We start from the raw sequence: 14574 nt of genomic DNA on the forward strand, positions 1-14574 counted from the left end.
CGCCGTTCAGCGGGGGCGGACCCGCTCAGTGGAAGAAGTGCCGCGTCCCCGTGAAGTACATCGTCACGCCCGCCTTCTCCGCGGCCTCGACGGCCTGTTCGTCGCGGATCGAGCCACCGGGCTGGACGATCGCCCTGACCCCGGCGGCGATGAGGATCTCCGGCCCGTCGGGGAACGGGAAGAACGCGTCGGAGGCGGCGTAGGAGCCGGTCGCCCGCTCCTCGCCGGCCCGCTGCACGGCGAGCCGGCACGAGTCGACGCGGTTGACCTGGCCCATGCCGACGCCGACGGAGGCGCCGTCCTTGGCGAGCAGGATCGCGTTGGACTTCACGGCGCGGCACGCCCGCCAGGCGAACGCCAGCTCGCGCAGCTCCTCCGGGGAGAGCGCGGAGCCGGCCGCCAGTGTCCAGGAGGCCGGGTCGTCCCCGGCGGCCTGGAGCCGGTCGGTGGCCTGCACCAGCACGCCGCCGTCGATCTGCCGGACCTCCCGGGCGCCCGCCGGGGCGCCGAAGGCGCGCAGCACCCGGATGTTCTTCTTCCGGCTGAGCGCCTCCAGGGCGCCGTCCTCGTAGCCGGGGGCCACGATGACCTCGGTGAAGATCTCGGCGACCTGCTCGGCCAGCTCCTTGGAGACCGGGCGGTTGACGGCGATCACGCCGCCGTACGCGGACACCGGGTCGCAGGCGTGTGCCTTGCGGTGCGCCTCGGCGACGTCGGCGCCGATCGCGATGCCGCACGGGTTGGCGTGCTTGATGATCGCGACGCACGGCTCGTCGTGGTCGTAGGCGGCGCGGCGGGCGGCGTCCGTGTCGGTGTAGTTGTTGTACGACATCTCCTTGCCGTGCAACTGCTCGGCCTGGGCCAGGCCACCGCCTGCCGGGTCGACGTAGAGCGCGGCGCCCTGGTGCGGGTTCTCGCCGTAGCGCAGCGTGTTCGCGCGGCGGTGGGTGGCGCCGAGGAAGTCGGGGTGGCCGCTGCCGTCGGCGGGCGCGTAGCCGTCCGCGAACCAGGACGCCACGGCCACGTCGTACGCGGCGGTGTGCTGGAACGCCTCGGCGGCAAGCCGCTTGCGGGCCCGTAGGTCGAAGCCGCCGGCACGGACCGCCGTGAGGACGTCGCCGTAGCGCTCGGGGGCGGTGACGACGGCGACGGAGGGGTGGTTCTTGGCGGCGGCGCGGACCATCGACGGGCCGCCGATGTCGATCTGCTCCACGCACTCGTCGGGCGTGGCGCCGGAGGCGACGGTCTCCCGGAACGGGTACAGGTTGACGACCACCAGCTGGAAGGGCTCGACGCCCAGTTCCTCGAGCTGCCGCCGGTGGTCGGCCAGGCGCAGGTCGGCGAGGAGGCCGGCGTGCACCCGCGGGTGCAGGGTCTTCACCCGGCCGTCCAGGCACTCGGGGAAGCCGGTGAGCTCCTCGACCTTGGTGACCGGCACCCCGGCAGCGGCGATCCGCCCGGCGGTGGACCCGGTGGAGACCAGCTCGACCCCGGCCTCGTGCAGGCCGCGTGCCAGGTCTTCCAGACCGGTCTTGTCGTAGACGCTGATGAGCGCCCGGCGTACGGGGACCTTCGTGTCCTGCGGGTCGTGGGCAGCGTTTGCGGCTTCGGCGGTCACGCCACTGGAAGTCATGCGGGCAGCAATACCTTTCGTCCCTGGATGCGGTAGCCGTGCCTGGCCAGTTGCCGCACGACATCGACGAGCAGCCGGCGCTCGACGTCCTTGATGCGCTCGTGCAGAGCGGCTTCCCCTTCCGCGGTGTCCTCTTCGACCACGTCGACCACGCCCTGAGCGATGATCGGGCCGGTGTCGACGCCGTCGTCGACGAAGTGGACGGTGCACCCGGTGACCTTGGCGCCGTACGCGAGCGCGTCACGCACGCCGTGGGCGCCGGGGAAACTGGGCAGCAACGCGGGATGGGTGTTGATGAACCGGCCCCCGAACCTCGCGAGGAACTCCTTGCCGACGATCTTCATGAACCCGGCCGACACGACGAGGTCCGGCTGGTACGCGGCGGTGGCCTCGGCGAGCGCCGCGTCCCACTGCTCGCGCGTCGGGTGGTCCTTCACCCGGCACACGAAGGTGGGCAGCCCCGCGGCGCGCGCCCGGTCGAGCCCGGTGGCCGAGTGGCGGTCGGCGCCGACGGCGACGATCCGGGCCCCGAACCGCTCCGGCCCCTCGGCCGCGATGGCGTCGAGCAGTGCCTGGAGGTTCGTACCGGAGCCGGAGACCAGTACGACGAGGCGCTTGACGGCCTCAGTGGGAGCCACGGTGCGGCCCTTTCTCGCGGAAGCTGACGGGGATCGACGGAGATCGACAAAGAGTCGACGAGGGTGCTACGGAGTCTGCGGGTCCACAGGGTCTGCGGAGGGTTCTGGGGCGGGCGTGTCCGACACGGGGTTCACGGGCGGGTCGGGCACGGGGGTCTGTGGGGGCTGGACGACGATCTGGTGAGGGCGGGTCGGCGGTGCGCCGCCACGGCGGCCACGAGCACGGGCCCTGCGGGTTTCACGCGGGGACGGCACGGGCGTACGACTTTGTACGTTCGCTATGTACGGTCGTACGGCTTTGTACGGTCATACAAAGAGCTTCGTGTCCCGAAATACGGGGAACCCTACGAAGCGGCGGCCCCAGCAACGATACCGGCATCCCGGTGCGGTCCCCGCGGGGCGGGGAGGGCACGGGAGGTAGCGTCTGGGGGGTCCCCGGGGGAACGCCGTGGGTATGCACGTCGTTGACGCCGGGGACAGTGTCCGACGGACCGGGGGCCACGGACACGACCGGCCGCCACCAGCCACGACCGACCGCCCTGCGCGGTCGGCCCGACAACTCAAGCAACCACCTTCGCCAGCGAACACCACGACGCGACCACCTACTCACGGGGACACCTGCCACCGCGTGCGAACGCGCCATCGCCGCGACCGCCCGTGACGACCCGACCTAAGGAGAGACGCACACCTGATGCCGGACCGAAGCCTCCGCCTCCACCCGCAGCCCTCGGGGCCCTTCGCGTCCGGACCGCTGGACGAGTCGCACGCGGCGCCCCTCCCGCGTACCCATCGGCCCGCGCTGCCGGACCCCCGCCCGCACGACTGGGGTGCCGAGCGGGGCCGCGCTGCGACGGGCGAGTCGCCGGGGGTGCAGTGGGCCACGCGTGACACGCAGCGGGTGCACGGTCCGGGTGGCTCGCCCGGTGCCCAGCGGGGTCCCGCGGTGCGTGGCCGGCGCGGGTCGGCGGAGTCGGACGGGTCGAGCGAGTCGCACGGACCGGACGAGCCGACAGAGCCGCGTGACGGCCGGGACGCACGGCGCCCGGGCGGGCGGACGGACGACAACCCGTACGCGCCGCCGCCGGAGGGCGCGGCGGACCAGCCGTGGCGCCCGCGTCACCGGTTCGGCGACCGGGGTTCCGACTCCGGCGACCGGGGCGGCCGGCCGTCGCCCTGGGACCAGTGGAGCGATCGGCAGCCGGGGCGCTCGCAAGGCAACGGCTTCGGCGACCGCCCGCGCGGCCAGGGCGGGCCCGAAGGCCCGATGGGTCCGGGCGGCGGCATACGTTGGGACCCGTCGGACCCCGCCCAGCGCCGTGCGATGTACGCCCTGCTCTGCGGACCGTGGGCGTTCTTCTTCGCCCTCTTCGGCTGGCGTGACCTCGCCCTGCTGCTCGGCGCCCTGGCCCTGTACTGGAGCATCAGCTCGCTGCGCACCAAGCCCCGCCGCCCGGATCCGACGGCACCGCAGCCGGCCGGGGCCTCGGGTGCCGGTGCCGGCGCCAGATCCGTGTCGGGTGCGGGCTCCGGGCCCGACACCGGCGCCGAACCGGGCTCGGGCTCCGCGTCCGGTGGCGCGACCGGTGCCGGCGCCGCCGCCAAGCCGCTGACGTCGGTCGCGGTCGGCGGCCTGGTCATGGCCATGCTCGCCCTGGCGATGGTCGCCACGACCTTCGCCGCCCAGCTCATCTACAGCGACTACTACACCTGCGTGGACGACGCCCTGACCACCTCGGCCCAGCACTCCTGCAAGCACCTCCTGCCGGAGAACCTGCGCACGATTTTGAGTACGGAGCCGTGACCTAGGGGCGGTCGCGAGGGCGAGATCGGGCGGGCGCGAGGGCGAAGGACGGCGCGAGGGCGGCGGGCGTGGTGGCGTCCGCGGTCGGTGGCCGTCACCGCCGGAGCCGCCAGGCGCGGAGCACCAGTACCGCCGGTACGCCGATGGCGAGCGTCCAGACCAGGCTCGCCACCCCCGTCTGCCACCACACGGGGCCGAACCGCGCCAGCCCGCCCACCCCCAGGGGTCCGCCCGCGTACACGCAGAGCACCGCCATGGCGGCACCGCACGACACCGCACCCCCTGCCGCAACCAGCGCCGTGCGCGCCCAGCCCCACACCGCAGTGCGCTCCCCGTACGCCGGGGCGGCCCGTTCCGCCGTCCACCAGGCGACCGTCAGCCCGGCGGCCAGCGGCACCAGCCCGGCGAGCCAGGTGCCGGGTGCGCCGTACCCGCCGGACGGCAGGACCGGGAGCGACGGGGACCCCGGCAGCAGCGGCACCGGCGCCGTACCGAGCGGGGCCACCAGATGGCCGGTGCGGAACACGAAGCCCGGCCCGAGCGTGAAGGACGCCGCCCACACCGCCGCGTTCGGGATCAGTGCCAGCGCCAGCAGCAGCAAGGCGACACGCCCCGAGCCATCCTCCGCGAGCCGGCGGAACAGCGCGCGTGCCGCGAACTCGTGCTGCACCAAGGGCAGCACCGCCAGCAACGCGCCACCCGCGAGAAGCACCAGCGTCGCCGCCGCGCCGGCGCGTACCGAGGCACGCAGCCGGCGCCGAGTCAGTGCCAGGCCGGACGGCCCCGCGAGCGCCGCCGCCCGGTCGGCATGCGCCCAGCGGCTCCCCGAGGGGTGCCGGTCCGGTGCGCGCCGTCTCCGCATCCTGCCGCGGGCCCGCCACACCCCTGCCGCGGCGGCGAACGCCACCAGCAGGGGCAGGCGCACCACCGTGCTGGTCCACTCCGGCCGTAGCTCACCGTGGTCGGCGTAGCGCGCGACACCCCAGGCGACCAGCACGTAGCCCAGGACGACCCCGCACCACGCGGCCCACGGGGAGGGCCAGACGGTCCGCACCGGTGGGACGGCCGACGCCGGCGGACCCGGGCGCTTCGCGTCCGCCGCGCTCCCCGCGCTCCCCGCGCTCCCCGTGCCCTGCGTGCGCGCCGCACCGCCGAAACGCGCTCCCCTTGCTGCGCGCCCGGCGCGACTCAGGCCGCCGGCACCGCGCGCGCCGCCCCATGCGGCCTTGCGTCCCGCACCCGCCGTACTCGCCGTGTCGGGGAGCCGGGCGCGGCGCCGCTGCCCTTCCGGGCATGCCGCGTCGTGGCCCGCCCGGTACGCCAGCCACGCCGGCAGAGCGGCCAGCAGCAGGGGGGTGACGCCGACCGGCGCGGGCACGCCGGAGAGCGTGTCCATGCGGGTCAGCTCGGCGCCGTGCGCCAGCAGCCAGAGTGCGGCGGCGATGTGCAGCGCTCCGGCGACCCCGCTGTCCGGGTACGGGGAGCCGATCCAGAGCACCATCACGAGCGCGGTCAGCGCGCCGATTCCCAGGCCGGCGGCCAGCACGCCGCCCAGCACGGCCGCAACCGGGCCTGGTGCGCTCTCGGGTGCCCGGGACAACTCGGCGAGCAGCGGAGGAAGGGACGGTGGCGTGCGGTCGATCGTCTGGGTCACGCCCGCCATGCTCCCAATGAAATGGGACAAAACACGCGTAATGAATTACGCACATCGTGTGTAATGCCTGCGATCGAGGCGGAGGAAGGGCGCGCCGGGTGCGGCGGGCGGGGACGCGGTTCAGAGTTGAGTGCGCAGACGAGATCGGCCCGTGTTCCAGGGCGGTGATCCTGGAACACGGGCCGATCTCGGCCATGTCAGACGAACACTTCGGACGGTCGCCGCGCAGCCGGGCGGCCGTCGTGCGGTGTCAGCTGAGCAGGTCGCGAGCGAGTCGCGCGGTCTCCGTCGGCGTCTTGCCGACCTTCACGCCCGCGGCCTCCAGGGCTTCCTTCTTCGCCTGGGCGGTGCCGGAGGAGCCGGAGACGATGGCGCCGGCGTGGCCCATCGTCTTGCCCTCGGGGGCGGTGAAGCCGGCCACGTAGCCGACGACCGGCTTGGTGACGTTCGCCTTGATGAAGTCGGCCGCACGCTCCTCGGCGTCGCCGCCGATCTCACCGATCATCACGATCAGGTCGGTGTCGGGGTCGGCCTGGAAGGCCTTCAGCGCGTCGATGTGGGTGGTGCCGATCACCGGGTCGCCGCCGATGCCGATGGCGGTCGAGAAGCCGATGTCCCGCAGCTCGTACATCATCTGGTAGGTCAGCGTGCCGGACTTGGAGACCAGTCCGATACGGCCCGGCTTGGTGATGTCGCCGGGGATGATGCCCACGTTGGACTGGCCCGGGGTGATGATGCCGGGGCAGTTCGGGCCGATGATGCGGGTCTTGTTGCCCTTCTTGCCGGCGTACGCCCAGAAGGCGGCCGAGTCGTGCACCGCGATGCCCTCGGTGATCACGACGGCCAGCGGGATCTCCGCGTCGATCGCCTCGACGACGGCGTCCTTGGTGAACTTCTCGGGTACGAAGATCACCGTCACGTCGGCGCCGGTCTTCTCGATGGCCTCCTTGACGGAGCCGAACACGGGGATGTCCGTGCCGTCGAAGTCGACCGACGTGCCGGCCTTGCGGGGGTTCACGCCGCCCACGATGTTCGTGCCGTCGCCGAGCATCAGCCGGGTGTGCTTCATGCCGGTCGCGCCGGTCATGCCTTGGACGATGACCTTGCTGTCCTTGGTGAGGAAGATAGCCATGGCTTGCTGAGCCTTATCCCTTGTCTCGTCGTCTCGTCGTGTCGCCTGGTTGCTGACGCCTGGGGGTCAGCTGGCCGCGGCTGCAAGCTCGGCAGCCTTGTCGGCTGCGCCGTCCATGGTGTCCACGCGCTGGACGAGCGGGTGGTTGGCGTCGGAGAGGATCTTGCGACCCAGCTCCGCGTTGTTGCCGTCGAGCCGGACGACCAGCGGCTTGGTGACGTCCTCACCCTGGTTCTTCAGCAGTTCGAGGGCCTGCACGATGCCGTTGGCGACCTCGTCGCAGGCGGTGATGCCGCCGAAGACGTTGACGAAGACGGACTTGACGTCGGGGTCGCCGAGGATGATCTCCAGGCCGTTGGCCATGACCTGGGCGGAGGCGCCGCCGCCGATGTCCAGGAAGTTGGCGGGCTTGACGCCGCCGTGCTGCTCACCGGCGTAGGCGACGACGTCCAGCGTCGACATGACCAGCCCGGCGCCGTTGCCGATGATGCCGACCTGGCCGTCGAGCTTGACGTAGTTGAGGTTCTTGGCCTTGGCCTTGGCCTCCAGCGGGTCGGCGGCGGCCTTGTCCTCCAGCTCCTCGTGCTCGGGCTGGCGGAAGGCGGCATTCTCGTCCAGGGAGACCTTGCCGTCCAGCGCCAGGATGTCGCCGGAGGCGACCTTGGCGAGCGGGTTGACCTCGACGAGGAGCGCGTCCTCGGCGACGAAGGTGTCCCACAGGGTCACGAGGACCTCGGCGACCTTCTCGGCGGCCTCGGCCGGGAACTTCGCCTGGGCCACGATCTCGCGGGCCTTGTCGATGGTCACGCCCTCGACGGCGTCGACCGGGACCTTCGCAAGGGCCTCGGGGGTCTTCTCGGCGACCTCCTCGATGTCCATGCCGCCCGCCACGGACGCCATGGCGAGGAAGGTGCGGTTGGTGCGGTCGAGGAGGTACGAGACGTAGTACTCCTCGGCGATCTCGGGCGCGGTCTCGGCGATCATCACCTTGTGGACCGTGTGGCCCTTGATGTCCATGCCGAGGATGTCCGTCGCACGGGCGACGGCCTCGTCCGGCGTTGCGGCCAGCTTCACACCGCCGGCCTTGCCGCGGCCACCGACCTTCACCTGCGCCTTGACGACCGACTTGCCGCCCAGCCGCTCGGTCGCCGCGCGCGCCGCCTCAGGCGTGTCGATGACTTCACCGGCCAGCACCGGCACACCGTGCTTGGCGAAGAGGTCCCTCGCCTGATATTCGAACAGGTCCACGCGCGTCCGTCCCTATCGTGATCGTGATCTCGCCACTGTGGCGTCGGCTGTCTGCTCCCCCGCCGCCCCAAGGACTCCCCCACGACCGAAGCGGCGCGGGAGGGACCCCGAGGGGTGTCCCATCTCGTGGGCGTGCCGCTAGGGGCAACGTGACTGCGCTGTCACCGCTGTCTCTGCCATCACTTGTCACTGCACGTGTCACTGCTCGAGATCCCCAGGCGCCCCAGGGGCCGGGGCATCCCCACCCGGCGCCCTACGGGTCCGGGAGGTACCGCCCGGTGACGTACACCGTGAGCGGGCACGCGGCATGTCCGCATGGCAGGTTATCGCCGTCCGCAGGCGCTCCCTAAATTGCAGATCACACCGTGACGGTGATAACGGTCACAGCCTTGCCAGGACCGATCACAACGTGTCGACCATCACGCCGACAAGACGCCAAACGGCGCGCCGATATCCACCAACACCCCCCATTGTGCATGATCCGTGTGTTCATCTTTACATCACTTCCGCACACAGTGTCCGGAAAGCCGCCTTGTCGCCGAAGCGTCTGCCTTGAACACTAAGGTCAGCAACACGCATCAGGAGCAACAAGCACATCGCTTGGACCCGGCGAGGGAGAAGCCGGGGAGCGACGGGGGAGACCTGAATGCGTCGAGCGTGACCGTGCGTACGCATGATCCGCGCGCCGTGCAGGGGATACGGCCCCCTCCGCCGTCTCTTGGTGCCTGTCACCCGGTACCTGAAGGGATTAGGAGGGGGAATGCCGACGATCCCGTCGTACCCCGGCGTCTACGTCGAAGAGCTTCCCAGCAGCGTCCGAGCCATCCAGACCGTCACCACGTCGGTCACCGCGTTCGTGGGCCACACCCGGCGCGGGCCACTCGACGAACCCGTCCGCATCACCAGCTTCGCCGACTTCGAGCGGCGCTTCGGCGGCCTGAGCGCCCGCAGCGCGGTCGGCCACGCCGTCCACCAGTTCTTCGGCAACGGCGGCACGGTCGCCGTCGTCGTCCGGGTGGCCAAGGCCGGCAGCGGCAAGGCCGCCTGCGTCACCCTGGAGTCCACCGAGGGCCGCAGCGCATCGCCGGCGCTCGCCGTGCACGCCAAGGAACCCGGCGCGTGGGGCAACGGCCTGCGCGTCCAGGTCGACTACGACACGGCCCACTGCGACGACACGTTCAACCTCCGGGTCTTCGACGCCCACGGCGAGGCACGCGAGGTCTTCACCGACATCTCCGCCGACCCCTCCGACAGCCGCTACGCGGAGACGGTCGTGGGCGGCGGCTCCCGGCTGATCCGCGTCGAGGTCCTCGGGGACGACCGGCCCGACCCGTCGGGCACCGTCTCCAAGCCCTTCGGCCACGACCTGCCCGACCTCGCGGTCGACCTCACCGTCAAGATCGGCGACGTGGAGCGCGAGTTCACGCTCTACGACCGGGACCTCGACGGCGACCCGCCGGACTCCGTCGCGTGCCTCGCCCACCTGCTGGAGCGCAAGCTGCGCGCGCTGCCCGACGCGCCGGGCCGGCACTCCTTCGCGGGCGCCGAGGTGGCCGCCTTCGGGCGCCGCCTGCAAGTCGTGGCCGGGTCCACCGACCCGGGCGACGTGGTGCGGTTCGTCGGCGAGTGCGCCAACGACCTGGGGCTCGAGGCCTCCGTCAACCCTCCGGTGTTCCCCCTTCAGGACGGCGAGGACGGCGAGCCGCCCGGCCCGCGCGACCTGATCGGCAGCGAGGCCCGCAGCACCGGAATCCAGGCCCTGCGCGACGTCGACGACGTCAACCTCCTGGTCCTGCCCGAACTGGCCGGCTACGCCTCGACGGAGGACATCGTCACCGTCGTCTCGGCCGCCCACCGGCTCTGCCAGGAGCGCCGGATCTTCCTGCTGGTGGACGCGCCGGGCAGCTGGACCAGCGTGGACGCGGCCCGGGCCGGCATCGCCGACTTCGAGCCGGTGCGCGGCTCCTACGCGGGCCTGTACTTCCCGCACATCCAGCTCACCGATCCGCTCACCGGCCGGTTGCGGTCCTTCCCGCCGTCCGGCGCGCTGGCCGGCGTGATCGCGCGCACCGACAGCGAGCGTGGCGTGTGGAAGGCCCCGGCCGGCACCGAGGCCCGGCTCGCCGGCGTGCACTCCCTCACGGTCCGCCTCACCGACCGGGACAACGGCCTGCTGAACCCGCTGGGCATCAACTGCCTGCGCACCTTCCCCGTGGTCGGCCCGCTCGTGTGGGGCGCCCGCACCCTGGAGGGCACCGACGCGCGGGACAGCGAGTGGGCGTACGTGCCGGTGCGGCGCCTGGCGCTGTACGTGGAGGAGAGCCTGCGGCGCGGCCTGCAATGGGTCGTCTTCGAGCCGAACGACGAACAGCTGTGGCAGCAGATCCGGCTCAACGCGTCCGGGTTCCTCAACAACCTGTTCCGGCAGGGCGCCTTCAAGGGCAGCACGCCACGCGAGGCGTACTTCGTGAAGTGCGACAAGGACACCACCACCGCCGAGGACATCGCGAACGGCCTGGTGAACGTCGTGCTGGGCATCGCGCCCGTGAAGCCGGCCGAGTTCGTCGTCGTCAAGATCCAGCAGCTCGCCGGGCAGTTCGACCTCTGAAGACCCGGATGACGGGACCACTGGACCCACGGGACGTACCGGCGTGAGGGACGTAAAGGAAGGCCATGGCTGAATTCATCGTCAACGCCCATCGCTTCGACCCGTACAAGAACTTCAAGTTCCTTGTGCTGTGGGACGGGCGCACGGTCGCGGGCATCAGCAAGATCAGTCCGCTGAAGCGGACCACCGAAGTCGTCAAGCACCGCAACGGCGGCGACCCGAGCTCCCCGCGCAAGTCGCCGGGCCGCTCGGAGTTCGACGGCATCACCCTGGAGCGCGGGGTGACGCACGACCCCGAGTTCGACCGCTGGGCCAACAAGGTCTGGCAGGTCGGGGCGGGCCTCGGCGCCGAGGTGTCACTGGCCGACTTCCGCAAGGACATCGTCATCCAGGTGCTGAACGAGGCGGGCCAGGTCGCCGTCTCGCACAAGATCTACCGCGCCTGGCCGAGCGAGTACCAGGTGCTCGGCGAGATGGACGCCAATGCCAACGCGGTCGCCATCCAGAGTCTGAAGCTCGAGTGCGAGGGCTGGGAGCGGGACTACGAAGTACCCGAGCCCGAGGAGCCCTCCTTCACCAACCCGGCCTGACCGCCGGGACCCGACCGGCTCCGCCGAGCAGGTCAGGCGGACCAACGGGCGCGCAACCGCGGGGACCCACCCGCAGGTGGCGCCACCACCGGCACGGGCGGCACGACCACGGGGAGGGGGATATGACGGTCACGGGGCCCGCCGAACTGCTGGCCACCTGGGAGGCCGGGCTCGCCCGGCGCGGGCCGGCCCGGGCACACCTGCTGCACCGGGCGGCCCGCCCCCGGGCGGCGGACGAGGTGCTGTCCGCACTGCCGGTCGGCGCACGCGCGGCGGACCTGTTCGCGCTGCGCCGGGCGCTGTTCGGCGAGCGCATGGAGATCCGCCTGGAGTGCGCCGCCTGCGACGAGGCGATGGAGTTCGACCTCGACGCGGGCGACTTCGCGGAGCGGTTCGCACGGGAGACGGCGGCCGACGGGGACGCGGTGGGCAGGGGGGACGCGGCGGACGGGGGTGGGGCGCGGGACGCGGGTGAGCCGGTGCCGCCCGGGAGCCGGGCGCTCGCGCAACCCGGGGAGCCCGGGAAACCCGGTGAGCCGTTGCGGGTCGTGGTGGACGGCTGGGAGATCGCGTTCCGGCCGCCGACGGCCGCCGACCTCGCGGCGGCGGCCCACGCGGGACGGCGGGCAGCGGGCGGCGAGGGCTTCTTCGGCGGCGGAGGTGACGCCTTCGGTGCGGACGGTGCCGGCGGAGGTGGGGCGACGGCCGCGGAAGAGGCGCGGTTCGCGCTGCTGCGGCGGTGCGTGGTGACGGTACGGCAGGACGGCGTACCGCGCGACGTCGGCACGGCCGTGCGGGCGCTGCCCGACCGCGTTCGACAGGCGCTCTCCGAGGCCGCTGCGACGGCCGACCCGGGCGCCGACGTGACCTTCGGCGTCAACTGCCCGGCGTGCGGCGAGGCCACCCGCGCCGAGCTGGACATCGCCACGTACCTGTGGACCGAACTGGACGCCTGGGCCCGCGACCTGCTGCTCGACGTCCATCTGCTCGCCTCCGCCTACGGCTGGACCGAGCCGGAGATCCTGGCGCTCAGCCCGCTGCGCCGCCGCTACTACCTGGAGCTGTGTGCCGATGCCTGATCAGACGGGGCCCGTGGAGGGGACGGGCGGCCGAGGGGGACGAAGGGGCGACGGGAGGCCGGCCCCGATCGACGGGTCGGGTGCGCCCCAGGGTCCTGGCGCGGCGGCGGCTGCGTCCGCCGGGTCCGCCGGCTCTGGCGAGGGCGACTTCTTCGACCGTTTGCTGGCGCGGTACGCACCGTCCGGCGAGCGGACGGGCGGTGGTCTGGCGCGGGTACGGCCGCGGCTGCCGGAGCCCTTCGAGCGGATCGAGTCGCTGGGCGCCGCGGACGACACCGGGTCCGGCACGGCTGCCGGGCCCTGGTCGGCGGCACCGGACACCGCACCGTCGCCGTACGGCACGGGGCGTGCGCCGCGCGAGGTCCACACGGAGCACGAACGGACGCTGCTGCACACCGAGCGCACGCCCGAACGCGACGATCCCGCCGCGCGCGGTCCCGCACCCCGGGCCGCCCAGCCGGCCGCACTACGCCCCGCCACCACCCCACTCCCCCGCCGATCCCGGCCCGCCGAACCCGCCACGCGGCGCGCCGGGCGCGGCGAAGGGACGGCGGCGGACGCGGCGGGCGATGCGGCCGCGGGCCGGCTGGTCCCGGAGGCCGGCGCCGTTCTCCCGTCCGGGGTCGGAGCCCTGCGGCCTGCCTCGACGGCGGACGTCCAGGCGCCGCGCGGTGCGGCACGGGCGGTGACCGCCCGGCGCGGCGGCCGCGGCACCGAGCAGGTGGTCCACGTGCAGATCGGGCGGCTGGAAGTGAGCGCCGCCGGGCCGCCGCCACGCCCCGGACGTCAGGACCGCGCCCCCGCGCGGCGCGCCCCGACGGTCGGCCTGGAGGACTTCCTCAGGCAGGGGCGCGACGGCGACAGGGCCCGGTGATCCGGTGATGGCACGCACGACAGCACCCGGCGGAACCCGGTGCAGGCCGGGCCCGAGCACTCCGTGGGAACGCGGACGGAGCAGCGGACGGCAGGCAGCAGGAACCGGACAGAGGCGGCCCCCGGCAGGCCGGGGCGGGGAAAGGAACCACGACGTGACGGGGACCGAGGACACGACGTCATGAGCAACGCACTCGCCATCGCACATGTCAGCCAGGCCCTGGCCCTGTTGATCGAGAACAACCTGCTGCCGGAAATCGACATGGCCGTCTCGGTGGAGACCCGCAAGCCGCCCCCCGACCCGCCCGCCGACCCGACGATCAACGTCTTCCTCTACCAGGTCACCCCGAACGTCTCGCTCCGCAACAGCGACCTGATAACCCGTGCCTCGGACGGCACCCTGCTCAAGCGGGCCGTCGCCGCGCTCGACCTGCACTACGTGATCAGCGCCTACGGCGAGGAGAACGAGCTGGTCGGCCAGCGGCTCATCGGCTCCGTGGTGCGCACGCTGCACGAGATCCCCATTCTCCCGCGTGACGTCATCGAGACCGCCGGGCAGCGCCCGTACCTGGCGGGCAGCGATCTGCTCGACTCCCCGCAGCACGTGCGCTTCACACCGCAGGTGATGGACGTCGACGAGACCTCCAAGCTCTGGGGAATGCTCTATCAGACGCCGTACGCGCTCTCGGTGGTGTACACGGCGACGCTGGTCCTCATCGACGGCCGCGAACGGCCGGTGGACGCACGGCCGGTGGAGCGCAGCAGCGTACGGGTACTGCCGTTCGGGGCGCCGCCCGGGGCCACAGGCTCCGGTGACGGGGCACGTGACGGTGCCCCCGGCGGCGGCGCGGCGGGCGAGGCGGGGGCGCCCAGGACCGGGGCGCCAGGACCGGCCCGTAAGACGACCGCGGGGAAACCCCCGGCGCGGCCGCGCAAGGCCACGGCGACCGAGACGGCCAAGAAGTCAGCGTCGAGGACCACCGCAAAGAGGCCGCCGAAGGCCACGTCAAAGGCCACGTCGAAGACCACGTCGAAGGCGGCAGCACAGACGGAAGCAGAGACGGAAGCAGAGGCGGAAGCGCAGACGGCGGCAGAGAAGGCGGTGCAGACGACGCCGGGGGCGCCCGCGGAGACGACTTCGGGCACGCCGTCGGGCACGCCGTCGAAGTCCCTGCCGAAGCCGAAGACGCCGTCGAAGACCACGTCGAAGGCGGCCGTCCGGCGGCCCAGGGGCTCCGCCGCCAAGGGCGCCGCGGACGAGGAGAGCTGAGACATCGTGCGGCGACCGGGCGGGGGCCACTCACCGGCTCGCCGGCAC

11 protein-coding genes are annotated in these 14574 nt (G+C 72.8%); 6 read left to right on the forward strand and 5 right to left on the reverse strand.

All coding sequences use genetic code 11. From position 1 onward, the window contains the following. Positions 1-25 precede the first annotated feature (25 nt). The gene (gene purH / locus NQO67_RS33300; RefSeq protein WP_255954107.1) at positions 26-1633 is read right to left on the reverse strand and encodes a bifunctional phosphoribosylaminoimidazolecarboxamide formyltransferase/IMP cyclohydrolase; all 1608 of its coding nucleotides are present in this window, start codon (positions 1631-1633) and stop codon (positions 26-28) included. Continuing rightward, positions 1630-2271 (reverse strand): phosphoribosylglycinamide formyltransferase, encoded by a 642-nt coding sequence (gene purN, locus NQO67_RS33305; protein WP_255954108.1) that lies wholly within the window; start codon positions 2269-2271, stop codon positions 1630-1632. Before purN ends, purH begins: the two co-directional genes overlap by 4 nt. A 691-nt stretch (positions 2272-2962) precedes the next feature. On the opposite strand from purN, the gene NQO67_RS33310 reads away from it, so the two are divergent. Then, the gene (locus tag NQO67_RS33310) at positions 2963-4072 is read left to right on the forward strand and encodes a hypothetical protein (RefSeq protein WP_305126596.1); all 1110 of its coding nucleotides are present in this window, start codon (positions 2963-2965) and stop codon (positions 4070-4072) included. 94 nt (positions 4073-4166) lie between these two features. Here NQO67_RS33310 and NQO67_RS33315 read toward each other — a convergent pair whose 3' ends face one another. The 3 genes from NQO67_RS33315 to sucC all read right to left on the reverse strand — a co-directional run bounded on the left by NQO67_RS33315 (position 4167) and on the right by sucC (position 8106). After that, complete coding sequence (locus NQO67_RS33315; protein WP_255954109.1) at positions 4167-5735, reverse strand: cell division protein PerM; 1569 nt, start codon at positions 5733-5735, stop codon at positions 4167-4169. A 241-nt stretch (positions 5736-5976) separates the two neighbouring features. After that, positions 5977-6858, reverse strand: a complete 882-nt coding sequence (gene sucD, locus NQO67_RS33320) for a succinate--CoA ligase subunit alpha (protein ID WP_255954110.1) — start codon at positions 6856-6858, stop codon at positions 5977-5979. A gap of 66 nt (positions 6859-6924) precedes the next feature. Further along, positions 6925-8106 (reverse strand): ADP-forming succinate--CoA ligase subunit beta, encoded by a 1182-nt coding sequence (sucC, locus tag NQO67_RS33325; protein WP_255954111.1) that lies wholly within the window; start codon positions 8104-8106, stop codon positions 6925-6927. Positions 8107-8866: 760 nt separating this feature from the next. Between sucC and NQO67_RS33330 the strand changes: the two genes are divergently transcribed. From NQO67_RS33330 to NQO67_RS33350, 5 genes are all read left to right on the forward strand, one after another. Next, positions 8867-10714 (forward strand): phage tail sheath subtilisin-like domain-containing protein, encoded by a 1848-nt coding sequence (locus tag NQO67_RS33330; RefSeq protein ID WP_255954112.1) that lies wholly within the window; start codon positions 8867-8869, stop codon positions 10712-10714. Between the two features lie 65 nt (positions 10715-10779). Then, positions 10780-11304: a phage tail protein gene (locus NQO67_RS33335; protein ID WP_255954113.1), complete on the forward strand. Its 525-nt coding sequence runs from the start codon at positions 10780-10782 to the stop codon at positions 11302-11304. A gap of 122 nt (positions 11305-11426) precedes the next feature. Beyond that, positions 11427-12383, forward strand: coding sequence for a hypothetical protein (locus tag NQO67_RS33340; RefSeq protein ID WP_255954114.1), 957 nt, complete (start codon positions 11427-11429; stop codon positions 12381-12383). After that, positions 12376-13257 (forward strand): hypothetical protein, encoded by an 882-nt coding sequence (locus NQO67_RS33345; RefSeq protein ID WP_255954115.1) that lies wholly within the window; start codon positions 12376-12378, stop codon positions 13255-13257. Before NQO67_RS33340 ends, NQO67_RS33345 begins: the two co-directional genes overlap by 8 nt. A 180-nt stretch (positions 13258-13437) precedes the next feature. Continuing rightward, positions 13438-14526 (forward strand): Pvc16 family protein, encoded by a 1089-nt coding sequence (locus NQO67_RS33350; RefSeq protein WP_255954116.1) that lies wholly within the window; start codon positions 13438-13440, stop codon positions 14524-14526. Positions 14527-14574 lie beyond the last annotated feature (48 nt).

It is taken from the genome of Streptomyces odontomachi (genome assembly GCF_024435355.1).
GTDB lineage: Bacteria > Actinomycetota > Actinomycetes > Streptomycetales > Streptomycetaceae > Streptomyces > Streptomyces odontomachi.